Annotated in this window: 23 protein-coding genes and 5 tRNA genes; 5 read left to right on the forward strand and 23 right to left on the reverse strand. The window is 52.0% G+C overall.

All coding sequences use genetic code 11. From position 1 onward, the window contains the following. Positions 1-76 precede the first annotated feature (76 nt). From TREAZ_RS02585 to TREAZ_RS02600, 4 genes are all read right to left on the reverse strand, one after another. Positions 77-724 carry a nucleotidyl transferase AbiEii/AbiGii toxin family protein gene (locus tag TREAZ_RS02585; protein WP_043922767.1) on the reverse strand — a complete coding sequence of 216 codons (648 nt, stop codon included), beginning with the start codon at positions 722-724 and terminating at the stop codon, positions 77-79. Further along, positions 688-969, reverse strand: coding sequence for a DUF6922 domain-containing protein (locus TREAZ_RS18185; RefSeq protein ID WP_015710241.1), 282 nt, complete (start codon positions 967-969; stop codon positions 688-690). The genes TREAZ_RS02585 and TREAZ_RS18185 overlap by 37 nt, the downstream gene beginning before the upstream one ends. A 68-nt stretch (positions 970-1037) precedes the next feature. Beyond that, complete coding sequence (locus TREAZ_RS17220) at positions 1038-1415, reverse strand: helix-turn-helix domain-containing protein (protein WP_015710242.1); 378 nt, start codon at positions 1413-1415, stop codon at positions 1038-1040. 21 nt (positions 1416-1436) lie between these two features. Continuing rightward, positions 1437-1928: a COG2426 family protein gene (locus tag TREAZ_RS02600; RefSeq protein WP_015710243.1), complete on the reverse strand. Its 492-nt coding sequence runs from the start codon at positions 1926-1928 to the stop codon at positions 1437-1439. Positions 1929-2025: 97 nt separating this feature from the next. Between TREAZ_RS02600 and TREAZ_RS02605 the strand changes: the two genes are divergently transcribed. After that, positions 2026-2496, forward strand: coding sequence for a pyridoxamine 5'-phosphate oxidase family protein (locus TREAZ_RS02605; protein ID WP_015710244.1), 471 nt, complete (start codon positions 2026-2028; stop codon positions 2494-2496). Between the two features lie 40 nt (positions 2497-2536). Here TREAZ_RS02605 and araD read toward each other — a convergent pair whose 3' ends face one another. From araD to TREAZ_RS02675, 15 genes are all read right to left on the reverse strand, one after another. Then, on the reverse strand, positions 2537-3271 hold the full coding sequence (gene araD, locus TREAZ_RS02610; protein ID WP_015710245.1) for an L-ribulose-5-phosphate 4-epimerase AraD: 735 nt from the start codon (positions 3269-3271) through the stop codon (positions 2537-2539). Further along, complete coding sequence (locus TREAZ_RS02615) at positions 3271-4950, reverse strand: ribulokinase (protein WP_015710246.1); 1680 nt, start codon at positions 4948-4950, stop codon at positions 3271-3273. Before TREAZ_RS02615 ends, araD begins: the two co-directional genes overlap by 1 nt. 24 nt (positions 4951-4974) lie before the next feature. Continuing rightward, complete coding sequence (locus TREAZ_RS02620; protein ID WP_015710247.1) at positions 4975-5886, reverse strand: nucleotidyltransferase family protein; 912 nt, start codon at positions 5884-5886, stop codon at positions 4975-4977. 71 nt (positions 5887-5957) lie between these two features. Next, the gene (thyX, locus tag TREAZ_RS02625) at positions 5958-6794 is read right to left on the reverse strand and encodes an FAD-dependent thymidylate synthase (protein WP_015710248.1); all 837 of its coding nucleotides are present in this window, start codon (positions 6792-6794) and stop codon (positions 5958-5960) included. 16 nt (positions 6795-6810) lie between these two features. After that, positions 6811-7155 (reverse strand): hypothetical protein, encoded by a 345-nt coding sequence (locus TREAZ_RS02630; protein ID WP_015710249.1) that lies wholly within the window; start codon positions 7153-7155, stop codon positions 6811-6813. After that, positions 7156-8868 carry a M30 family metallopeptidase gene (locus tag TREAZ_RS02635; RefSeq protein ID WP_015710250.1) on the reverse strand — a complete coding sequence of 571 codons (1713 nt, stop codon included), beginning with the start codon at positions 8866-8868 and terminating at the stop codon, positions 7156-7158. A 12-nt stretch (positions 8869-8880) separates the two neighbouring features. Next, a complete protein-coding gene (locus TREAZ_RS02640; protein WP_015710251.1) occupies positions 8881-9828 on the reverse strand; it encodes a dienelactone hydrolase family protein in 948 nt (315 codons plus the stop codon). Positions 9829-9878: 50 nt separating this feature from the next. Then, a tRNA-Ser gene (locus TREAZ_RS02645) sits at positions 9879-9963 on the reverse strand. Between the two features lie 12 nt (positions 9964-9975). Continuing rightward, positions 9976-10062 (reverse strand) — tRNA-Ser (locus TREAZ_RS02650). 34 nt (positions 10063-10096) lie between these two features. After that, positions 10097-10183 (reverse strand) — tRNA-Ser (locus TREAZ_RS02655). Between the two features lie 122 nt (positions 10184-10305). Next, complete coding sequence (locus TREAZ_RS02660; RefSeq protein WP_015710252.1) at positions 10306-10494, reverse strand: UTRA domain-containing protein; 189 nt, start codon at positions 10492-10494, stop codon at positions 10306-10308. Between the two features lie 23 nt (positions 10495-10517). After that, positions 10518-11165: a bifunctional 4-hydroxy-2-oxoglutarate aldolase/2-dehydro-3-deoxy-phosphogluconate aldolase gene (locus tag TREAZ_RS02665; RefSeq protein ID WP_043922771.1), complete on the reverse strand. Its 648-nt coding sequence runs from the start codon at positions 11163-11165 to the stop codon at positions 10518-10520. Next, positions 11165-11419 carry a glucose-6-phosphate isomerase family protein gene (locus TREAZ_RS18600; RefSeq protein ID WP_280990961.1) on the reverse strand — a complete coding sequence of 85 codons (255 nt, stop codon included), beginning with the start codon at positions 11417-11419 and terminating at the stop codon, positions 11165-11167. Before TREAZ_RS18600 ends, TREAZ_RS02665 begins: the two co-directional genes overlap by 1 nt. A 54-nt stretch (positions 11420-11473) precedes the next feature. Next, positions 11474-11547 (reverse strand) — tRNA-Arg (locus TREAZ_RS02670). Between the two features lie 57 nt (positions 11548-11604). After that, positions 11605-11692 (reverse strand) — tRNA-Ser (locus TREAZ_RS02675). Between the two features lie 98 nt (positions 11693-11790). Between TREAZ_RS02675 and TREAZ_RS02680 the strand changes: the two genes are divergently transcribed. Further along, positions 11791-12777 (forward strand): Gfo/Idh/MocA family protein, encoded by a 987-nt coding sequence (locus tag TREAZ_RS02680; protein WP_015710255.1) that lies wholly within the window; start codon positions 11791-11793, stop codon positions 12775-12777. Between the two features lie 31 nt (positions 12778-12808). On the opposite strand, the gene tkt is transcribed toward TREAZ_RS02680, so the two are convergent. From tkt to TREAZ_RS02700, 4 genes are all read right to left on the reverse strand, one after another. Next, positions 12809-14779, reverse strand: a complete 1971-nt coding sequence (gene tkt, locus TREAZ_RS02685; protein WP_015710256.1) for a transketolase — start codon at positions 14777-14779, stop codon at positions 12809-12811. A 50-nt stretch (positions 14780-14829) separates the two neighbouring features. Next, on the reverse strand, positions 14830-15315 hold the full coding sequence (locus TREAZ_RS02690; protein WP_015710257.1) for a PTS sugar transporter subunit IIA: 486 nt from the start codon (positions 15313-15315) through the stop codon (positions 14830-14832). A gap of 13 nt (positions 15316-15328) precedes the next feature. Further along, positions 15329-17305, reverse strand: coding sequence for a plasmid pRiA4b ORF-3 family protein (locus TREAZ_RS02695; protein WP_015710258.1), 1977 nt, complete (start codon positions 17303-17305; stop codon positions 15329-15331). 190 nt (positions 17306-17495) lie between these two features. After that, a complete protein-coding gene (locus tag TREAZ_RS02700) occupies positions 17496-19013 on the reverse strand; it encodes a Cna B-type domain-containing protein (protein ID WP_015710259.1) in 1518 nt (505 codons plus the stop codon). An 820-nt stretch (positions 19014-19833) separates the two neighbouring features. On the opposite strand from TREAZ_RS02700, the gene TREAZ_RS02715 reads away from it, so the two are divergent. The 3 genes from TREAZ_RS02715 to TREAZ_RS02725 are packed head-to-tail and all read left to right on the forward strand — an operon-like array spanning position 19834 to position 23549. Beyond that, a complete protein-coding gene (locus TREAZ_RS02715) occupies positions 19834-20847 on the forward strand; it encodes a TRAP transporter substrate-binding protein (RefSeq protein WP_015710261.1) in 1014 nt (337 codons plus the stop codon). After that, the gene (locus tag TREAZ_RS02720; RefSeq protein ID WP_015710262.1) at positions 20847-22712 is read left to right on the forward strand and encodes a TRAP transporter large permease subunit; all 1866 of its coding nucleotides are present in this window, start codon (positions 20847-20849) and stop codon (positions 22710-22712) included. Before TREAZ_RS02715 ends, TREAZ_RS02720 begins: the two co-directional genes overlap by 1 nt. A gap of 12 nt (positions 22713-22724) precedes the next feature. Further along, the gene (locus tag TREAZ_RS02725; protein WP_015710263.1) at positions 22725-23549 is read left to right on the forward strand and encodes a lysophospholipid acyltransferase family protein; all 825 of its coding nucleotides are present in this window, start codon (positions 22725-22727) and stop codon (positions 23547-23549) included. Positions 23550-23564: the final 15 nt, after the last annotated feature.

Here is a 23564-nt window from a genome sequence, read left to right on the forward strand (position 1 = left end):
ATTACTACGCTCAACTGCGCATATTTTTAAAAAGTGCGCAGTTGAGCGTAGTTTGAAAATCCGGCTATTATCAGCTTTATTTATATAGATATTTTTTATCATATTCAATTATTTTGTCAATAATTGTTTTTTTTATTTTATTTACCGTTGGTTTGTTTTTTATTATTCTTACTTCTTCCCAGCTTTCATCGGGAACATCATCAAAATATCCAAGACTTCTTTTTACACTATTTATATCAGCTGCACTATATTTTTTCCTGTAATAGTCAAACATGTTTTCCAATGAAATTTCTTTCAATAAATAATAAATATCAACAAAATCCTTAGCACGGTTTCCGCTGTTTTCAATCGCCCGTAATTTCATGGCCGCAATATCTTTTTTCCCTAAATACCGTATATCGTCATTTTCTTTTACAGGTTCGACCAAATTATAGGGGTGTTTGACAAAATCGACTTTTATATCATTTATTTTTACCTGGTAAATAATACTTTGGCTGTTTATTACAAGAACCTTGCCTTTATAATTGTCAAATAAAAATGCCCCTATCATTTCTTTATCTATTTCGTTTTGTGTAAAAAGATCAATGTCATCTGAACGTCTGTGTCCCATTTGTAATGCCAGGGATGTGCCGCCAACCAAAAAATAATCTCTGAAAATATCAGATTCTTGAAGTTCTTTGAGCAATATTAATAAAGATTTTGATACACATTCTTTCTGAAGCACGAAAACCTTCTTTTTGGAATTTTGAATGTAAAGCTCAAATAATTAATGGTTTTTTTATCGAGTACCTTTATTTTCACTATTTCTTTTTTTATAGTGTCTATTCCATAATATCGTACCACCTCCCGAACATCATCCTCTGTTCCCATGCTGAATACCCTTTCAAGAATGAAATTTACCCTTTTATCATAATCGAGCTTTTCTTGACTGCAATCCCAAAAAAGGAAATTTGATAATACCGGTTTCATATATTTTATCCTACCGCGTTTCCGTTAGATTGTCAACTTTTTGCGTTTATGGCGTAGCCACTGTGTTTTTACAATTCTTCAAAGGCTTTTTTTACGGTTTCGGCGACAGTCTTTGACAATGAGGTCACAAGTTCTTTTTTTACTCTGGTTTTTCTTACCGAATAATCTTCAAAAGGAGATTCATTCCCGGTATTTGGATCTTCATAGAGAAGCTGCCATGTGTCTATCTTCAAGGCTCCGGCAACTTTAACGAGGAATTTTATGGAAGGTGAACGATTTCCAATTTCTATCTGCCGAATATAAGCCGGGGCAGTCCCGCAAAGATTGGCAAGTTTTTCTTGCGATAATCCTGCTTGTTTTCGCCATTTTTTGAAAAAGTTCGCAGTTGAGCATATTTCAAAAATGCGAGAATTTTTTTTCCAAATCCATACTATCAAAAAAGGCAATAGGAAAGGGATAGCCGATTTTTACGGGGCTTCGACCTGCTTTACAAAGATCTTGAGGCCCTGTAGGCCCAGGAGCATTACTGAAGTTACAATGGCCCCCGCTATGACAACTCCCAAAATGACTGCCAGGAGGGTGCGGCGTTTGCTGATGCCAAGAACCCAGGCGCCCAGGGTGCCTGTCCATGCGCCGGTGATGGGAAGGGGAATGGCGACAAAAATGGTAATGCCGAGCCAGCCCCATTTTTCAACTTTTTCGTGGAGCTTGGCCCTGGCGCTTTCGATGAAGCGGTCGAAGAATTTCTTGTACCACTCCATTTTGAGAAAAAGACGGTTCAAAGTCGAGAGGAAAATCCAGCAGACCGGCGCCACCATGGCGTTGAGCAATGCCGCGAAGGGAAAGGCGATATACCAGGGGATTTGATGGGCCATGGCAAAGGGTATGGCCCCCCGCAATTCTGAAATCGGCAGAAATGCCAAAAATGCCGTGATGAACCAAACTATGCTGCCGCTCATAGAATCAGTTCCCAGTAGCCCACGTCGAGCCAACGTATCATCATAAACCTCATTGCCACTATATGCTATTTGATGCCTTCTATGCTATACTCTCCCCATGCGTGAAATGCGGAGAAAAGACCGGGAAATGCCCCGGGAATTTGCGGAAGCGGTTGTGGATAAATGTCGCTTCTCGGTGTTGGCTATGGTGAATCCTGACGGGACGCCTTATTGTGTCCCCCTGTCCATGGCCCGTGACGGCGAGCTGCTTTATTTCCATGGCGCAAAGGAAGGCCAGAAGACAGACTGCCTCCGCCATCAGAACCAGGTCTGCATTTCCTGCGTGGGCGATACCAATCTGCCCCTGGATCATTTCACTATCGAATTCGAGTCGGCCGAAATTTTTGGGAAGGCTTTTGAGGTTACCGAAAAGGAAGAAAAGATCCATGCCCTGCGCCTCATTTGCCAGCGTTATACCCCGGCAAACATGGGCGAGTTTGACAAATCCATCGAGAGGAGCCTTGATGTGACCGCTATCTGGAAAATCCATATTGACGGCATCAGCGGCAAACAGAGGAAGCCGCATTAGCAGCATTACTACTAGCTAGTTAATACTATTACTGCTAATGCTATTTCTTTTTTTGACCGTAATATGCGTTGGGGCCGTGCTTCCTCTCCCAGTGTTTCCTGATAAGGTGCTCAGGCAAGGGCTTGGCATGGGGATCAAGGGCCAGGGTAAGGTGGGCCATTTTGCACACCTCTTCCAACACTGCGGCATGGTAAACTGATTGGGCGGCGTCCTTCCCCCAGGCAAAGGGACCGTGGCCTGCTACGAGTATCATGGGCATGTGGAGGGGGTTCTTGTTCTGCTTTTTAAATGTATCCACAATGAGGTTCCCGGTTTCAAGTTCGTAGTTGTTCTGCACTGCCTCGGCATCCATATATTCGGTGCAGGGGATTTCCTCTGCCCCATGGTCGGCATGGGTGGTGCCAAAAACCAGGACTGGCCTTTTAGCCTGGGCAAAGGCCACCGCGTAAGTTGAGTGGGTGTGGGTTATGCCTTTTATGGCGGAACTCCCTGCGGAAGCAAGGCGCACGAATTCGCGGTAGAGGACGCGGTGGGTTTCGGTATCCGACGAAGGGTTGAGTTTTCCGTCCGCCACCTTTCCTTCAAGATCCACTACTACAAGATCTTCTGCTTTTAACACATCGTATGCAACGCCCGAGGGCTTTATCGCAAAGACAGCCCTGGCAGGATCAAAGGCCGATACATTGCCCCAGGTATAAATCGCAAGGCTGCGCCTGGGGATTTCCATGTTTGCTTCCCAGGCTTCTTCTTTAAGAGTCTTGTAAATGTCGGCCATCAGTTTTTCTCCACAAACGCGCCAAGCTTGCGGTATTCGGCGTAAAGCTTATTGTAGATTTCGACTTCCCTTGCTTTGGGGGTATAGGTCTTTTCGATAGGCGAACAGATGGCTTTCTGCGCCGTGGGTATATCAGCGTAGATGCCTGCTACAACAGCGGCGAATATGGCCGCCCCCAGGGCCACGGGCTGATCCCCTGCGGGAACACTGATGGGCATATTAAGCACATCCGCGATTATCTGCATCACAAAAGGCGATTTGCGGGCAACGCCGCCCACGCCTATGATCCCTTCGATGGCAACGCCTTCTTCCCTGAATCGTTCCACTATTGCCCTCGCGCCAAAGGCGGTTGCTTCTGCCAATGCGCGGTACACCCTGGGCGCGTCCGAGCCGAGGGTAAGGCCCGAGATGGCGCCCTTTAAAAGCTGGTTCGCATCGGGGGTACGCCTGCCGTTGAGCCAGTCCAGGGCAGTGATGCCGGTACTGGCAGGATCGATAGCGGCGGCGGTTTTTTCCAATTCGGGAATCGCTTTTTTGGAAAGCTCTTTTGCGATTTTTTCTTTTGTGGCGGCGTCTATGCCTTCTATATTGGGAAGCAGGGCATCGATGGGCCACATGATGAGTTTTTTGAACCAGGCATACACATCGCCAAATGCGCTCTGGCCTGCTTCGTAACCCAGCATGCCGGGGACTACCGAGCCGTCTACCTGGCCGCAGATCCCGTTTACGAGTTTTTCGCCCCCCGAGGGTTTGGGGGCAACAATGACATCGCAGGTTGATGTTCCCATCACCCGGATGAGCCAGCCTTCGCGCACGCCGCCGCCGACTGCGCCCATGTGGGCATCGTAAGCGCCCATTGCCACCGGGATGCCTGCGGGAAGGCCGAGCCTCGATGCCCATTCCTGGGAGAGGCCCCCCGCGCTCTGGTCGCTGGTATAGGTTTGCGTGCCCAGGCTTTTCCGTATAGCCACCAGCCTTGGATCAAGGCGGGAAAGAAAATCTTCAGAGGGGTAGCCGCCAAAATCCGCATGCCACATGGCTTTGTGCCCCATGGCGCAGCGGCTGTGCTTTATCGAAGCAATATCCCTTGTGCCTGTGAGCAGGGCAGTCATCCAGTCGCAGTGCTCAAGAACGGAGACGGTTTTTTCCGCTACTTTTTTATCTTCTGCAAAGACCCGCAGTATCTTTGACCAGAACCACTCGGTAGAATAAGTGCCCCCCTCGTATTTGGTGTAGTCCTCGCCGCCCCAGGTTTTTGCAAGCTTGTTGATTTTTGCGGCCTCCGCAATAGCGGTGTGATCCTTCCAGAGAACGAACATGGCGCTGGGGTTTTCGGCGAATTCGTCCAGCATGGCCAGGGGGGTTCCTGTGGCGTCAACCGCGCAGGGAGTTGAGCCTGTGGTGTCAATGGCAATGCCCTTGATTTTTGCGGCAACATCCTTTCCTGCCTTGGCAAGCGCTTCTTTCACCGTCCCTTCGAGAGTGTCGATATAATCCCGAGGATGCTGGCGGAACTGGTTGGCCGCAGGATCGCAGTAGAGCCCCTTGGCCCAACGGGGATAATACATGACGCCCCCTCCTGCCTCGCTCCCGTCAGAAGCATCGATGAGCACTGCCCTGCAGGAATCTGAACCGTAGTCCAGCCCCAACACGTACGCTTCGCCTTTTTTTACCGCCATATCATCCTTCCTTTTTCAGCTAGATTATTTCCACAAGGGAGATGGATACACTCCCTGGGTGGTGAGGGCATTGAGCCGCTTTATTGCTGCTTCCCTGTCTTCCTTGTAGGTTACGCCGAACCATTCTGAATCGGCAGTGATGGCCTTGATACGGGTATAGCCGTTCTTGATGAACCAGTCGGCAGCTTTTGGCAGGAAACATTCGCTCTTGAGTTCCTTGCCCGAAACCGCGATGAAGTCATCAAAATATTTTTTTAAGTGCGGAAGTACACTCAATGGGAAACCCCAGAAATTCATGGACACCGGCGAATCCGCAGCCAGCTTCCTTTTGGCTCCGTCAGGGGCAGTGTTGAAGATGGCGCCATTTTCTTTTCCGATGGCTGTCAGTTCTTCTACTTGCGAAAGATAGCCATCCTTGATTTCGCAGACACCCCGGGCTACAGTCCCCTGGGGGCTCAGGGTAGGTTCAAGCTTATAGGGGACTATGGCTGAATCCTTGAGATCAGAGCTGGAGAGGAATTTGCCAATGGCGTCAAAGGCTTCGCGGCCGTAGAAGTCATCGGCGTTCAGCACCGCAAAGGGGGCGTCCAGTTTGTCCGCAGCGCAGAGCAGGGCGTGGGCCGTGCCCCAGGGTTTGGTCCTGCCTGCTTTTTTCGCTTCAGCGTAGATCGCGGGGGGAATGAGGGTATCCAGATCCTGGAAAGCCAGATCATACTTTACCTTCCCCTCCATGCGGGAAAGCACGATTTCCCTGAAATCCTTTTCGATATCGTGGCGGATAATGAAAACAACCTTCTCAAACCCACCCCGAAGGGCATCGAAGACCGAGTAATCCAGGAGGACTTCCCCGGCTTTGCCGAATTTTTCCATCTGCTTAAGCCCGCCATAGCGGCTTCCCATGCCTGCGGCGAGTACTGCTAAAATAGGCTTTTTCATGCTGTAAATCCTTAAATGATTGTTGATTCATTATTGACGGAAAGGGCAGAAAAAACAAGCCACTGGCAAAATTAAAGCTGCCTGCCGCTCTTTAGCTTTTCCTCAAAGCGTTCAAGGTGTTTTCCTGTAAGGCCCGGGGCTTCCCCCGCCAGGCGGCGCTTCAGTTCCGCAAGCTCATCTTTGGAAAAATTCACTCCCCCAAGCATATGGCGCCCGAAGGATTCGCAGCACAAGGGCGCCACTTTTTTGGCCATATCCAGAAGCACCCCCGCATAGAGGCGTATTTCCTTTTGGGCATGGGTATCCAGGCGAAGCTCCAGAAAGTGGAAGAGGTTGTGGAGATCTATCTGCCAGTACCATTCGGTGTAAAGCGAAAGGGGCAGGTTGATGCGGGCCAGCTCCCGCGCAATGCCCTCGTTGATGAGGGCTGAATAATCCGCATAGGATCGCTGCTGGCCCTTGTCAAGAAGGCCGATAATTTCGGCGGCCCTTGCCTCGTCAACGGCTTCGGGCGATCTCCCCTGCTTGTTGTCAGGGCTTTGAAGCGCCACATCGGCAGGGTCCGGCACATAGAAATCATCCTTCAGCACTGAATAGCGGCCGGAAATTTCGTTGAGCCTTGCGGTACGGTGCCTGATCCACTGGCGGGCTATAAAGACGGGAAGCTTGATATGAAAGGTGAGTATCACCTGTTCAAAAGGGCTGGTGTGCCGGTTCCTCAAAAGGTAGTCGATGAGGCCCGCATCTTCGCGGTAGCTTTTTGTGCCCTCCCTATAGGAAACACGCGCGGACTGCACCACCCGTTTGTCTCCCCCGAGGTAATCCACAAGCCGGACAAAACCCTTGTCCAGCACCTTGAATTCTTTGTCCAATATTGCTTCTGCTTCGTCTGTTGCGCAATGAGCCATAATCCTTCCTTGGTAGTTATTCTACTAATGTGATTTTCCGCAGGAAACGCCGGACACCCGCATTCTCCCCATTGGCTAAAATAATATCCTGGTATTCTGTTGTCCCCTTTACCTTGACAACCCGCTGTTCCCTGCGGGAAAGTTTTTCCCTGTCCTCGCCTTCTATATACCAATCCCGATCCTGATCATCGGTGATAACCAGCCGCGAAAAGGTGGCAGTTCCAACAAGGCGCACCCTGCCCGAGACGGTTATCCTGCCTTTGGGATAATCCGTATCCTTCTGCCCCAGGGCCATAAGCCCGCTTGCGGCGATTACGGCAAAGAAAATCATCAGGAAAACACTTTTTTTCGTGGGCTGCATTTATTTCCGGCCTTTTAAAGGAAGCTTCGGTTTATTCCTGTCAAAGAAATACCGCGCCCCATCCCATTCGTAGAGCTGGGGCGGGGTGTATGCTTCCCCTGAAGGAAGCGCTGCTCTTGCCGTATCTTCAGAAAGCTCTATATTGGTAACATAGCCGATTTCACTATTGCTGTTGCTAGTCGAATTAGTGTTGGTGTTGAAGGTCAGGAGATAATTGCCCCCTGACGCCGGCGGAGCGGAATTAATTGTTTCGGCGGTTTTGTTGATAACCGCATAGCGTATGTTGTTGCCGTACGGGGCGCCCGAAGGCAGGGTCAGGGATGATGCAAGAGGGCTGAATACCCCCTCCCCCGGCGCCAGATTCCAATGGTGGGTTTTGCGGTAATCATTTGGAAGCTCTTTGGTATTCAGATCGTTATACCTGATTTGTCCTTTATAGCCGACATATTTATTTGCATTGTTGCTGCAGATTAGGTTGGCGGCATACCAGGTACTGAGGAGAGTGTTCCAGTCGGAAAGACTGTTGTTAATTCGGGAGGAAGCGGCCTGGGTAACCGCCCGGTAATCAGTCTCCGAAGAATTAATTATATTTTTATAAATTTCTACATCATTGGAGGCATGGATCCTGAGCCATTGGAAGAAAAGGTAGTCTGTCGCATAATTCGCCAGAATATCATCTATCCATTCATCCTCCCATACAAAAAAATTATTGCCCTGGACAATGGAGCCGAAGGGATCTTGTTTGAAATACTCAATCCGGTCTTTCTGGCTGCCCCCGTAGATATATTCCGCCGCGCTTGCAAGCCCTTCATCGATCCACAAGTCCATCGCGTTTTTGCCCGGACTTGCCCCGCGATGGAGGGAAAAATTTATCAGGTGCTGCAGCTCGTGGGCCATGGTGCTATAGGTTTGGGACATATTTTCACTGATGCCTACCTTAGCCGGCCAGGTATCGATATAGAGCATATCCGCCTTATTGGAATGTTCGTCGTTTAGAAGCATATCAATCTCGTAGAAAAAACCCGCCGTATACGCGTTGGATGTCTTCCCGTCGTAGCCGTCCTGGATATCCAGCATCAGGAGGATGACCTTATTGTTGCTGTCCACGTCCCTGGGAGCGCCAAAGGCGCCGGTGATTTTGCCGTAAATGTTATTATCAAATTCATTTGCGATTTTTCCGGCCAGCTCGCTGTTGATTTCGGGAGCATTGTTCGTGTAATCGGATATTTCAGCGTAGACTATGCAATGCTGCCCGGTTTTTGCTTTTTTTGCCCAGGTTTTGTAGAAGCTGCCTTCGGCGGTTAAATCCGCGGCCCAAAAAGCTGTATCCCCGGCGTCCGTGTCAGGGGTGCGGCATTGAACAGCGGCAGACTGGCTGCTGGTTCCCGTATTGTTGCGGGCTGCTATTTTATAACGATAAATTGTATTTTTTATCCGGCCTGCATCAGTATAGGATGTCCCGGTCAAGGTTTGGATCTCCTCGAAAGGTCCGAATGATCCATTGAGTTTGGCGGATCGGTACAGCATATATTCGGATGTCCCAAAGACATTATTCCAGTGAAGTTTGACGACGGTCTCTGAATCAGCATAGGCCCTGAGGCCGCCGGGAGCAGCAGGCGTGAATTCCGGTGGAGATATTTCGCAGGAACTGAATGCCAGGGCCAGGGCTGCCAAAGCGGGCAGGAAGAACCATGAAAGTTTATGAGTATCCATCACTTTAGTATATTAGATTTTCAGGCCCGCATCAAGAAAATCGTAGGCGGCCTTTTTTATTTCATCAGGGAATGAATGGCCTCCCTCGAAAAGCTGGGCTTTGAAGTTTTCCCCGTATCCCGCTTTCTCATAGCTTTCCTTTGCGGCGGAGGCTATGGCCTCGGTCCCGTCCCTGGGGAATATGGCGTCATTGGCCCCGTTAGTCATCATAAAGCGCCGGGGGCAGATCTCCGATACCAGGGCAGGCAGATCCCCTGCTTCAAGCATCCCGGGAGTGAACATGGCAAAGTTGTGGTTTATCCTGTCCCGGAGTATGGCGGAGAGCCGGGATATGCCGCAGGAACAAACCGCCGCTTTTATCCGGGAATCGTAGAAGGCGAGCCAGGCGGTTTCTTGTCCGCCCAAAGAATGGCCTATAGCCCCGATCCTGCCGGGGTCCACTTCTTCCATCCCCGAAAGGATGCCCACCGCGCAGACAAGGTCGTGGAGATATTTTGCCTGCAAGGTAGAACCTTCCAGGATCAGTTTGCAGAACATGAAGCGTTCGTAATTCTCGCCATCCAAAACCTTGTTTTCCATCCGCCTGTATTCCGGCGGGCGGCGATCCTCAAAACAGAGATGATCCGGGCAAATGACGACATAACCCCTTTTGCAGAGATCCTTGCCGTAATGGTACATGGTGTTGCTGCTTAACCCCGCCGGCTCTGATTTGCCCACATAATATTCCCCCGCATGCTGGTGGGAGGCCACAATCCCCGGGTTTTTCCCCTGCCTGAAATTTTCAGGGTACAATAGATACGCAGCGACCCGCTCATCCTTTTCTACCTGGTACGAAACGGTCCCTATAAAGTATCCGTCTCGTTTCTCCATCCCGCTAAACACCGGGTCCAGTGCAGCCCCTTCAGGCATTTTTCCCAAGGTCTTGATTATCTTTTCCCTGGTTGATCTCGGCCCTTCCATGTTGCCACCTCTGGTTTGTTTTAATCAGATGGGGATTTATAGAATTGTTACGGAGCAAGGGGGATTCGAACCCCCGGTACCTTGCGGCACAACGGTTTTCAAGACCGCCTCCTTCAACCACTCGGACATCGCTCCAAAAATAACCTACGGAGAGAGAGGGATTCGAACCCTCGGTACTCTTTCAAGCACACACGCCTTCCAAGCGTGCACCTTCGACCACTCGGACATCTCTCCAAAAATACCCATCTTTTGGCTGTAGATGCTTTTACGGAGAGAGAGGGATTCGAACCCTCGGAGCCCGTAAGGGCTCTACGGTTTTCGAGACCGTCCGATTCGACCGCTCTCGCATCTCTCCAACACTGAAAATAAGGCATTTCTGTCCTATCCTGCTAAATTTAGCCATTCATCAGGGTATTTTGTTATATCACATTGGTTTCCAGCGTGTAAAGAGGCAGAAAGGGGATGCTTCCGGGACAATTAGCGGTAAACTTCTATGCTGAATTTGTTGAGGTCCCCGCGGTAGCGGGCTATGGAAAATTCCACCGGCGAGGGGGCGTCGTCGGCATAGGCCACGGTTTTTACCAGGCTCAGGGCTTTGTTCTTGGCGATTTGCAGCAATTCGGCGGTTTGCTTGGGTGCGTTGATGGAAGTAAATGCGTTATCCATGCCTGATGCTCCTTGATTGTCTATTACTGACGCTTTTGCTTTATTATCTCAACTGATTGTGCGCATATTTTTGTAACTAGTGAATAATCTCCGTCATTTATGGCCATGCGGTCACAAAGCCAGCCGCCGCCAACAGCCAACACCTGTGGAATACTGTATTCTGCCAGATTATTTAGATCAATACCACCGGTAGGGATGAATTTTACATGCGGAAAGGGACCTGAAAGGGCTTTTATCGCCTTAATGCCCCCGTATACATTGGCAGGGAAAAATTTGACCACGCTGAGCCCTTTATTGAGGGCCATGGTAATTTCTGTGGGAGTAACGCAGCCGGGGAATACGGATACATTGTTTTTCAGGCAGTATTCGACAATAACCGGATCAAACCCGGGGGATACTATAAATGCCGCTCCCCGGGAAATGGCTTCTTTGCATTTTTCCAGGGAAAGCACGGTGCCTCCCCCCACGAGGATATCCGGACAGGCAGCGGCTGTTTTTTCAATAGCCGCAAGGCCGGCGGGGGTTCGCAGGGTTATTTCCATAATATCAACACCTCCGGCGGCCATAGCCTTTGCAGTATCCACTGCCCGTCCCGCATCATCCATGACCACCACCGGGATCAAACCGGTGGCCGCAATCCGTTCTGTTACGGTTAAATTATTTTCTTTCATTATTGCACCCATTTAGGATTATCTATCATTTGCGGCTTGCCGTCACTGCCTTCGACCACAAGTTTGCGATATCCCTTTGTTTCGATGGTGGCGTAATTATGGCCGGCATCTCCGCGGAAGACAAAAAAAGAAACCATGGGAATTTTCCCGGTATTTATGCTGCGGTGGGCATAACTGCTACAGGCTAAGCCCTCTAGAAGAACTGGATAGTAAAGACCTGGGGCTGTTGGAAATTTGGTAAACTGATTATACAGTAACTATTCGCATATCTGTGAGCTAATTCTTCACGACGTAACAAATTAGTTTAATGAGGCTGACACGATTCGAACGTGCGACCTGCAGATCCGCAATCTGCTGCTCTATCCATCTGAGCTACAACCTCTAATTGAGTTTTGCAAGGCAAAACTCACAAACCAAAAATCCACAGGATTTTTGGTAACGGAGCAGGGGGGATTCGAACCCCCGGTACCCGGTGAAGGTACGACGGTTTAGCAAACCGTTGGTTTCGGCCACTCACCCACCGCTCCAAAGATAGATATTTACGATAATGGAAAATTGGCTTGATGTCAAGGCAGGGGAGAGGGTACACTTTAGGGGATTGTAATGTATTTAATGGAGGGAAACTATGCTGAATGTGGGGTTGATCAGTTCCTGGCATGTGCATGCTGAAGGGTATGCCAAGGAGTTGGCGGCGAGCGGAAAGGCGAAGAATGTGGTGCTTTGGGACGAAAATCCTGAGAAGGGAAGGGCCAAGGCTGCTACATGGAAGGTTGAATTCGAGGCGGATTATGACAAATTCATAGCCCGCAAGGATTTTAGCGCCGTGGTGTGCGGTTCTCCGACCACTATGCACCCCAGTTTGCTGTCAAAAGCGGCGGCGGCGGGGAAGGATATATTCACCGAGAAGCTTTTGGCGGTCACAACGGCGGATGCCGAGAAGCTGGCAGCCGAAATTAAGAAGGCGGGGGTGGTTTTCACCATTTCCCTGCCTCTCAGGGCGAATCCTGCGGTACTTTACGTGAAGAAGCTTGTGGATTCGGGCAGCCTGGGCAGGGTAACCGGGGCAAGGTTCCGCCGCAGCCACAGCGGGGTGAGCGACCGCTGGCTTCCTGATTACTGGTTTGATGTTTCCAAGACCGGGGGCGGGGCCATGATGGATCTGGGGGCCCACCCGGTGTATTTGCTTTCTTTCCTTTTCGGCGCGCCGAAACGGCTCACCGCCCTGACATCGAAGCCTTTCAATACCTCATCCGACGAGAACGCCATCGGGATTGCGGAATTCAAGGATGGGATTCTGGGTATGATGGAGACTGCTTTTGTTACTTACGGGGTGCCCGATCTCCTTGAAGTGTACGGAACCGAGGGGTCGGTGTTCATGGAAGGGTCCGAGGTGCGGGTTACTACCAAGGCCCTGGACGCCATTGCGTACGCCGATGCCAAGCCAAAGACGCTTCCGCCGGCCAATCCCACGCCGCTCATGCAGTTCGTGGACGCCTGTATAAACCGTACCGGAAGCCCTGAATATTTTGGATTGGATGATGCGGTACTTATGACCCGGATGATCGAAGCGGTGTACCGCTCCGACCAGTCCGGGCAGACGATTGTTTTCTAGATTCTTCTATAAAAGATTCACGATTGTCAGTCTAGCGGCTGATAATCGCAGCCAGGGCCGCTGATGTGAAGCCCAGGTGTTCCGCCACTTTCGGGGCGGGGCCTGATTCGCCGAAGCGGTCTATGCTGAGTATGTCTTCGCTCTTTGCCCAGCGTTCCCAGCCTTGGCTGATGCCTGCTTCGCAGACTATGACCCGTGCGCCGGGGGGGACTATCGCGTCCCTGATAGCAGCGGGTTGGGACTCAAAGAGTTCCCTGCTGATCATCGAAACCACCTGAACCTTTTTCCCTGATTTCTCGGCCGCCTCAAGGGCGAGGCTCACCTCGGAACCGGTGGCTATGACCACCGCGTCAGGTTTGCCTGCGGCTTTTTTGGCGATGTACGCGCCGGTGCGGATGGAGTTTTTCCATTCCGGGTCGTCCTTGACAAAGACCGTGAGGTTCTGGCGGGAGAGGGCAAGGCAAATGGGGCCGTCTGTCCGTTCCATGGCCATGGCCCAGGCTTCGGCGGTTTCTTCGGCGTCCGCAGGGCGGAGCACCCGCACATTGGGGATGGCCCTGAGAGCCGCCAGATGTTCAATGGGCTGGTGGGTGGGGCCGTCCTCGCCGACATAGATGGAGTCGTGGGTAAGGACGTAAATTACGGGCTGCTTCATCAGGGCTGAAAGGCGCAGTGCAGGGCGAAGGTAATCCGAGAACACCATGAAGGTTGCGCAGAAGGAGCGGAAACCACCGTGAAGGGTGATGCCGTTGGCAATGGCCGCCATGCCGAATTCCCTGATGCCGAAGTGAAGATATCTGCCGCCCCTGTCAGAGGCTGAATAGGCGGTGGTATTGGGGAGGCCCACGGCGTTGGGGCCCTTGAGGTCTGCGGCGCCGCCCACGAGGTTGAGGTTTGTATTGGCGATTGCCGCCAGGGCTTTGTTGCCCGCAGTACGGGTGGCGATCTTATCGCCTATGGCAAAGCTGGGGAGGCTTGCGGCGGCAGCCTTTCCTGAATAGAAGGCGTCCCATTCCTTTTTCTTGTCCGGGTTTTCTTTGGCCCAGGCGTCAAAATTGACCTGCCACTTTTCGCGGGTCTTTTTCCATTCATCCTGTTTGGCTTTGAAGTAGGATTGGGCCTCCGGGGCAACGTAGAATTCGCCCCCAGGGCCTTCGGGGATGCCCAGGGCTTTTTTCGCCGCCGCAATTTCCTCGGGCCCAAGGGGCGCGCCGTGTATGTCGGCGGTGTTCTGCTTGGTGGGGGCCCCTTTTCCGATGATGGACGTGAGTATGATGAGGCTGGGCTTTTTGGTTTCTGCCTTGGCCTGGGCGGTGAGCTTGGCAATGCCGTCAAAATCGTACATGGAACCTTTAAGCACCTGCCAGCCGTAGGCTTCGTAGCGTTTGGCCGCATCTTCGGTGAATGAAAGTTCAGTACTGCCGTCTATGGTGATCTTGTTGGAATCATAAAACACGATGAGCTTGCCCAGGCCCAGGTGGCCAGCCAGGGAAGAGGCTTCGGCGGAGACTCCTTCCTGGAGACAGCCGTCCCCTGCCAGCGCGTAGGTGTAATGATCCACGATGGTGTGATTTGAGGTGTTGAACCGGGCTGCCAGCATGGTTTCGGCGATGGCCATGCCAACAGAGGTGGCAAGACCCTGGCCCAGGGGGCCGGTGGTCATTTCGATACCCTCGGCAGCGCCGTATTCGGGGTGGCCTGCGGCGGCGGAACCCACCTGCCTGAAGCTCTTAATCGCGTCTATGCCCATGCCCTTGTAACCCGAAAGGTGAAGCAGGGAATAGAGGAACATGGAGCCATGCCCGGCCGAGAGTACGAAGCGATCCCGGTCGGGCCATTTTGGCGACGAGGGATCGTGGCGGAGCAATTCGCCGTAGAGGATTGCGCCCAGCTCCGCTGCGCCCAAAACAACCCCGGGGTGGCCTGAATTGGCCTTCTGAATGGCGTCCATCGCCAGGCCCCGTATCGAAAGGGCAACCTTTTCCAATGCTTTAGTGTCCATGTCATTACTCCTTGTAACGTTGTTATTTTAAAAGAAATCGGCGGGCTTTTCTATTTCCAGTCCCGTTCCGTATCTTTAATGAACTTGATGATATCCTCTTTGGGAACCCTCTTTTTGAGGAGTTTCAAAAATGCATCCTGCTGGCAGAAGAAGGTGATTTTTGAAAGCGTGTGGAGATGAAGCTTTGCAGAGGCTGAAACAATGAGTATCAGGGTGTCAACGGGCCTGCCGTCCAGGGCATTCCAATCCACAGGATGCTCCAGAAAGGCCAGGGCCGCAAATTGATCTTCGCTTTTGCTGACAGCCGGGTTCCTCGGATGGGGCAGGGCAATACCCCTGCCTATAGAAGTGGACATGAGGGCTTCCCGCTCCAGCACCGCGTTGAGGAGGGTTTCGTTTTGTATTGCTTCCTGGCGAGGCAGAAACCCAATAAGGGCTGTGAGCGCTTCCTTTGGATTGGCGCCTGGCACCTTATAGTAGATTCCTCCGTGTTCAATTAGTTCTCCAAAGCTTTCGCCGTTTTCTGAAATCCCCATTTTATCCTCCCTGTCAATCACGCCTTTTTGAGGCCAGCCCCGAATTGAGCCTCTGGTTGCAGGCTTCCAAATCAAAATCTTCGGGTTTGAAATCCCTCCCCAGTTCCTCTGCCGCCCCCTTGCGTTCGGCGTCATTCCCCCCTTCAAGGGCGGAGATGAACCTCCTGAACCGTAAAGGGCCACCTATGTACTCGGGGGGGGCTGCCCCCTCACCCGCAACGCATCGGATCGGTTTCTTCTCGCCTGTCTCATACCGCGAAAGGAGCATGACCCTCACTGTCCACTTGGTTCCGTATTCGTAGAGGAGCTCCTTGACCCCCAGATCCCCCAGCTCTTTTATCGAAGGGTTGGTATCCATGACTTTTTCCGAGCTGAACTGGTGGATCTGGGAATTCTTCCAGCCAAAGATAACCTGGATGATGCGGTGGAGGTCTTCAAGCCTCGAAGCCTCAGTGACGATGACCCGCCGCCAGACTTCGGTGCCGCCAACGCTAAGCTGGATGAGCCGTTCAGATCCAAGGACGCTTCCGGGCCTTACGAGGGTAAGCTTGTTCCGCCTGAAGCTTTCGAGGGCTTCGTCAATGAGTTCCCGTATATCTTCATAGGTCTCGATCATGGAGTCCAGTGAATTATCCATGGCTTCAAGCTCGTCATCGGGAGGGGGATCGTCAATATCAAGATCTTCCATTACCCCTGCCGCATGGCTTTGTATTTGCGAAAGCACGATGAAGGTATGCTTGGGGAGCCAGGATTGATCCACATCCCCCCGGCTGAGTTTTGCGGCCAGGTCTATTACCGCGGTATGGAGTTCGCCCACACGCTGGCGTATGGGCGCCATTGCCTTATCGGTAAAGGGGTTGTAATTGCTGCGGAATTCTTCTTCCACATGGGCAAAGTAGTTTTCGAGCTTTTTCCGCTCTTTGGCTTCCATCCCCACGCTGGGCGGCACGAGCCGCTCTATAAGAGCGGAAAAGTTTTTTTCCCCCCTGTAGAAGGAATCGCGTATATAGGATTGTATGACATATTCGGAAACAGGGATCTTCTTTTCCCAGAGAAGATCCTCAACCCCGGTTCTGTCGGGCCTGGCCTGGGTAGTATCCAGATCTTTTCGGTCCGGGATTTCCCTGCCCGCATACCAGAAGCGGGTTTCTATGCCGTAAGCGGCAGTCTCGATTTTGTCGGTTTTTTCGTAGAGGAATTCTTCCAGGGAATAGGCGGGCACTTCTCTCATGCGCCGGCCCCCGCACCAGTAGGCAAAGGCTATCTGATCCTCAGTGCTCGGCCCGGGGCCCAGGGTACGGAAAGATTCCTCGAAGCCCGCTTCGGCCGCTTCAAACCATGCATAGAGATCCCCAGCAGCCCATTCGTCTTTATTCGCCTTTTCCAGGGTAAAGCTCCCCTTTCGCCAATCCAGGGTTCTGGCTACAAAACGGTCCCCGGGGACAAAGGACGTTTCACGGTATATGTTCCGCATGTCCAGGGTACGGATAGAAACCTCGGCAGGATCATCATAGGGGTCCGAGTTGAAGGCCTCTTCGTTTTCGGGATTGTCCCTGGCAATGTACTGGGGGGCGTACTCCTCCCCAAAGATGCTGTAATAAGGATAGAATTCCTCAGGTTCTCCTTCAGTATTGGTGAAGGGGATGGCTGCGCCATTCCAGGAAAAGCTATAGTCCTGGGGCAAAATTTCCGGATTGGCAAAAGGCAGGCAGCGGTGCCCGGGAATCAGTATGCCGTTGAGGAGTTCGAGCCTGGTGGGGCTTATCACAAAAGACGCGCCCTCGAAACAGCCCCGCCTGGAGAGCCACTGCCGCTCCTGCGTCCGGAAAGCCAGGCGCCTGGATTCCAGAAAGGCCGCTGTTTCGTCCGCGAGTCTGCTGGGCCGCTTGGGATCGACCATGCGGACAAAGGCCACCACCTCTTCAAGATCGAAGGGTTCGGTGGTGTTGTCGAGAAAATCGTAGAGGGCGTCTTCCTGGCTATAGGTCATTACTGGTTCATAATGCCTTGAAACGGGAAAATCTGCAAGCTTGTAATTCGTGCCATTGTTGGAAAAACGCAAAGGGAACCGGCTCTAAAAGCAAAAAAATACGGGCTGCCTGGAAAATGCTTCCCGGACAGCCCGTAAACTGGCGCTATGCGCCCTTGCGCGCCCCCGGCGGGGGCGGCTCACTAATGGCCTACTTAACCAGCTTGTTCTGGAAGATTACCACGTAATAGAAGGCGTTGTTGTAATACTCGATAACTCCGTTGTACGCGCTGTATTCCACGCCCTTGCTGTACCGGTCGATCTTCACCTGGCTGTAGTCCCCTTCGGTAACCATGCCGGCCCGGTTCGATTCCCAGGGAAGGTACACTTCGTACCCTGCGGGCACCACTTCTTCGACGATGTATTCGATGGGGTTCTCTTTGGTTCCTATGGGGATGTTAAGGAACTGGTACAGATCCCGGCTGTCCGCATTGGAATAGTCCCAAACAAGGCTGTTGCGGGCATCGTAGGCGGAAAGCAGCGGGACGCCGGCTATGTCCGGCGAATCCTTGGTCGCGCAGGGCTCTTCCGATTTCACGCCATTGATCACCTGGTAGACATTGATCGTTATTTTCGTTTTCGGGCTGGTGCCCCAGTCTTTCTTGACCCAGAGATTCTTGACCTCGCCGATGGCGACCGGGGGGACAGGGGGCTCATCGGAATACGCGTTGGTAAGGGTGATGGTGTTCCCCTCGGGGACTATGCTCTTCAGCACATAATTGGCAGGGATGGCTTCGGTCACGGAGTAGCTGACAGGCTCGCCGGCTTCGTTCACCGCGGGCAGATCGCTGATGGCAAGGGTCCAGGGGGCGCTCAGGGCGTAGGCGCCATAAGCTTCGCCATCGGCCTTCAGGGTCACCGAGATGGACTCAGGCCTCAGCTCGGAGAAGTCGTTATTGTCGTCCCAGACCTTGCTGATCGTCAGGGAGACCTTTTCAGGGGCCTTGATGTTTTCGAGGCGGACCACATAGTAGAAATCGCTTCCCCCGGAAACCAGGCCCTTGGCAAATTCGACCCTTTCGGTCGATTCGGTAATCGTTACCCTGCCCCCGGCGAGGTTGGCCTGGTCGATTTCCGAGTACCGGGCGACATAGCCTTCGGGAACGGCTTCTTTAACGGAATAGACGTATTTCGCGCCCTGGCTGTCATACACGGGAAGATTGGCGAAGGAATAAAGGCGGCGGCCGGGCACGGAAGCCTTCTCAAAATAGGGCTTGTCCGCATCGTCGTATTTCAGGGCGGGTATGCTGCCCTGGCCGGTTCCGGTCTCGGTTTTGTAGAGGACATCGTTCTGGTACAGCTGGATGCTTATCGATTGGGGGGTTTCGTTGCCCCAGTCCTTCTTTACCCAGACATTGATCGTGGGCTTGTCCTTGGCAGGGCGGGCGCAGAACGTGGCGAACTGGGCGTAATAAGACTTGGGAAGGGATGAAATATCGGGAACCTGCTTCCAGATAGGGTCGGCCAAGGCCGTCTCGAGCCAGTTGTAGGCAAAGTCCTCAGGCTCCACCAGGGAGAGTCCCGCTTCGGACTGCCTGGGGGCGGGGGGAACAAACCCCAGACTGGAGGAGCTCTCCTCCGGAAGGGATGCGAGACTATTGGCGCATCCGCCAAACAGCAGGCCGAAGGCCGCCAAAACCGCAATCAGGAATAAGGTTGTCTTTTTCATATCTAAATCGCTCCTTTAGTGAATGTCTCACTATGGCAATATATAAGCAAACCTCGTGCCAACCTTTGAGTGGCTTTGGCTGGATACCGTAATTCGTTGCTGGATAAGGAATTACGAGATGGCCTGATTTTTGGCGGGACACCTGGGCCTTCAATGTGTATTATTTTATATTCATTTTCTTGATATGGGTGTATGAAAAACAACACAAATTTTATATTCTTATTGCAAGGGTATGAAAAATAATACAATTATCGTATTTTCTATTATTTGATGTATGGAAAATGATACATCTTTTGGTAACGGGCGGCAGATGGATTGATTTTAAAAAACCGCTGGTAACTAATATCGAAAATCGTAAAGTATTAAAGGGACAGTTCGCCGGATCGTAAGAGGATGCTGTCCAGCAGGGAACGGGAGAAATAGCGGCCTTGGGTGAGTAGTTCTGCGAAAAGGGGGCGGAGACTGGGAATAAGACCTTTCTCCGCTGGAGGACCCTCAGCGGCAAAAAAGGGCGCTGGGGAGGAATTTTCAGCGCTACTGTAGCATAAGAGAGCTGCCCTTTCTGCCACCGCCACGCGGCGTACCCAGGCGCAAATAGTTGGTGAACTGGTACACAAAGAGTTAGCAACCGGATAAGGAAACTCCGGCGGACATCATTGATTGCCGTTGTACGGTATATCAAAATATTTCTTCGCAACCCGCAATAAATTCGTTCATCTCATCTTCTGATGCAAAATCCTCATACAGGGCCGCGGCCGGGGGGCCTTTCACAGGGAAGCTTTATTTTATAGAATCAAATGTAAGGAAAGGAATAGAAGAAATGAAAAAATTTTGGTATGCGGTGTTTTTTTGCCTTGTGTGTTTTTGCGTGGTCAGCCCCGAGTCTGCTTTTGCGCAGCGGCGGAAGATTACCATCAAACTGGCGTCTCTGGTTCCGGAGAATACACCCTGGGGCTCGGCTTTGAACCGGATGGCCCGGGATTGGGCTGCGGCAACCAACGGCGAAGTGTCTTTGCAGATTTACCACAACGGCAGCGCGGGGAGCGAGGCGGATGTGCTCCGGAAGCTCAAGGGAAACCAAATCCAGGCGGCGATTTTGAGTTCCTTTGGCTTGAATACCATTACCCCGGAAATCATGACCCTGAGCTGCCCCTTCCTTATCAGGGATAATACAGAACTGGATCTGGTGCTGAATGAGCTGAAGCCGGAACTGGAACGGCTGATCAACGAAAAGGGTTTTTATACCCTGGCCTGGTCAAAGGCGGGCTGGGTCAAATTTTTCTCCAAGCAGCCGGTCTATACCCCGGCCGACATGAAACGGCAGAAACTGGGCACCAACGAAAACGAGCCTGCCTTGATGGACGCCTTCAAGGCCATGGGCTACCAGATGGTGCCGGTGGCCATGAACCAGGTATTGGTATACCTTAACGGCGGCATGATAGACGCAGTGTACCAGAGCCCGGTCAATGTGGGAGGGCTGCAAATTTTCGGCGTGGCGAAGAATATGTCGAGCATCAACATAGCGCCTTTCATGGGGGGCATCGTGCTGAACCAGGCTGCCTGGCGATCCATCCCTGACCAGTACAAACCGGAGCTGATCCGGATTGCCAAGAACCTGGAGAAGACCCTGGATACCTCCATTCAGGAGCTTGAGGCGAGCGCCATCGAGACCATGCGCAATTACGGGCTGATAGTGAATCAGGCTACCCCGGCCCAGCAGCAGCTCTGGTATGATGATGTGAACCGCATTGTCCCCACCCTTTTGGGCAAAACTTTTGACCGGGCCATGTACACAAGGATCGAGGGGATCCTTAAAACCCGCCGGGGACAATAATGGAAGCAAACAAGACAAGCCCCTTATGGATCGTTGAGCAGGCGCTTTGCTATTTCTCCCTTGTCTGCCTTGCCCTCCTGCCTGCTGCGGAAACCATACTCCGGGTGTTTTTCAATTCACGGGTTCCCGCTTCTCCGGGGCTTATTGCCCATCTCCTCCTGGTACTGGGGCTGCTTTCCGGCATGAGCGCTACCAGAAACGGGGATCACCTTTCCATAGGGCTGGTTGAGTATTTCCACAACGAAAAAGCCAAAAATATAATTACCTCGGGCACGGGGCTTATCTCTGCGTTTATTGTAACAATTTTCGCCTGGTGTTCCGCTTCGTTCATCAAAATCTATCTTTCGCCCTGGCAAATTGTCGGGTTTATCCCGGATCAGGTTTTTGCGCTGGTGATGCCCATAGGCTATGGGGTCATGGCCTTCCGCTTTGCCCGGCTGACGCCCCTGAAAGGAAAACTGCGGATTCTTCCGGTTCTGGCGATAGTCCTGGGAACACTGTGCTCCCTGCCGGTCATTTTCAAGCTTATTTGGGGCTTTGATCTTCCGGACTTTGCCTTTTCCGTTACCGATTGGTTTGCGAATCTGGCATGGCTTTTAAAGACGCCGGTGTTTATCCTGCTTATCCTTGCGGCGTTCGCAGGGACGCCCTTGTTTGCGGTTATCGGCGGCATGGCCCTCATCCTGATTCAGGCGTCCTGGGGGGAAATTGATGTTGTTTCAAACCAGGTGTACACCGCGCTGACCCAAAACAATATGGTTGCCATTCCCCTCTTTACCCTTACGGGCTTTATCCTTTCGGAAAGCAAGGCCGGGGTACGGCTGGTGAATACCTTCAAAAGCCTTTTCGGCTGGCTGCCCGGGGGCTTGATCATTGCCACGGTGATTATCTGCGCCTTCTTCACTTCCTTTACCGGCGCTTCCGGAGTAACGATCCTTGCCCTGGGGGGCATACTCTACACGGTGCTCACGGAAAATTCACGGTATTCCGAAAAATTTTCCATCGGGCTTTTAACCGCGTCCGGCAGCATCGGTCTCCTCTTCCCCCCGAGCCTTGCCATATTCCTGGTGGGGGCTACCACCCGGACCAATACGATCCACCTCTTTCTGGGAGGGTTTATCCCCGGACTAATCCTGATTCTGGCCACCATAATTTTCGGCATTGTCATTTCGGTTAAAACAAAAGTTCCTGTGGAGCCTTTTAGCCTGAAAAAAGCGGGCAAGGCGCTTAAGGAATCATTGCTGGAAATACTGCTGCCTTTCCTGCTTATTGCAGGCTATTTTTCCGGGATTTTGTCCCTGGTGGAAATTGGGGCTGCGGCGGCGATCTACGTCTTTGTGGCGGAGGTCTTTGTGTACAAGGATATCAAGCTCTCGGAGATTGTCCAGGTTTTTAAGAAAGCCATACCCATCATCGGCGGCATACTTTCGATACTCGCCCTGGCCCAGGCCCTGTCTTATTATATCGTCGATACCCAGGTGCCTTACCGCTTTGCCCAATGGATAGAGGCCGCCATTTCCTCGAAATACGTCTTCCTTTTGATCCTCAATTTAGCCCTGCTGATATTGGGCTGCCTGGTGGATATTTTCTCTGCGATTCTGATTGTGCTGCCCCTGATCATGCCCCTGGGCGCGATCTACGGCATAGACCCGGTTCACCTTGGGATCATCTTCCTTGTCAACATGGAAGCAGGCTTCCTTACCCCTCCGGTGGGGCTCAACCTGTTCCTTGCCAGTTATCGTTTCGGCAAACCCTTCCTCGAAACCTCCCGGAATGTATTGCCTTTCCTGGTAATTCAGCTGGCAGTGGTGTTCATTGTGACCTATATTCCCATTCTTACCACTTTCCTTACGAGATTATACTAAAGGGAGCCTTCAATGAAATCCGAAAAATCCGAGTCTGGCCCTTATGTACCGAATGTGGGGATACAATACCCTGCAAACCCTGATGAGCACCTGAACCTGGGGCCCAAGCTGGTGGAGGTAACCCTGGATGAGCATTACCCCTTCCTCGATAAATCCCTTAAGTTTAAACTGTGGAGCGGCCTCATCTATCTGGGGATCTTTACCCTGGTTTTTTTCCTTTTGCAGCTCCGCTTTGGCCTTAAGATTGAAGGCCGCAGCATCCTGAAAAAGAACCGGAAGCTGTTCAAAGATGGGGCTATGACCGTATCGAACCATATGCTGCGCTGGGATTTCCTCGCTGTGCTCAAGGCGGTCCGGTGGAGGCGGCTCTGGTTCCCTGCGTGGAAAGAGAATATCTCCGGCCCCGACAGGCATGTCATCCGTGCTGCGGGGGGCATTCCGGTTCCCACGGAGATTCACGTGATCAAATACTTCAATCAGGCTTTTGATGAACTCCACCAGCGCAGAAAGTGGTTCCACGCCTTTCCCGAGGGCAGCAATTGGCACTTCTATCAGCCGATTCGGCCCTTCAAGAAAGGGGTGTTCACCATGGCTTATAAATACAATCTTCCCTGTATCCCCATGGCGTTTTCCTACCGGAAACCCACGGGCCTATTTAAGCTGTATATAAAGAGCCACCCCCTGATCACCCTGCGCATCGGGGAGCCGATTATGCCTGACCTGACTCTGCCCCGCAAAGAGGCGGTGGTCCTTCTGCGCCAGCAATGCCACAAAAAAATTGTGGAGCTGGCCGGTATCAAGGAAGGGGAAAATCCCTATCCGTGCGAAGGGGATTGAAAAGAGGAAACTCTT

The sequence above is a fragment of the Leadbettera azotonutricia ZAS-9 genome, from assembly GCF_000214355.1.
GTDB classification, from domain to species: Bacteria; Spirochaetota; Spirochaetia; order Treponematales; family Breznakiellaceae; genus Leadbettera; species Leadbettera azotonutricia.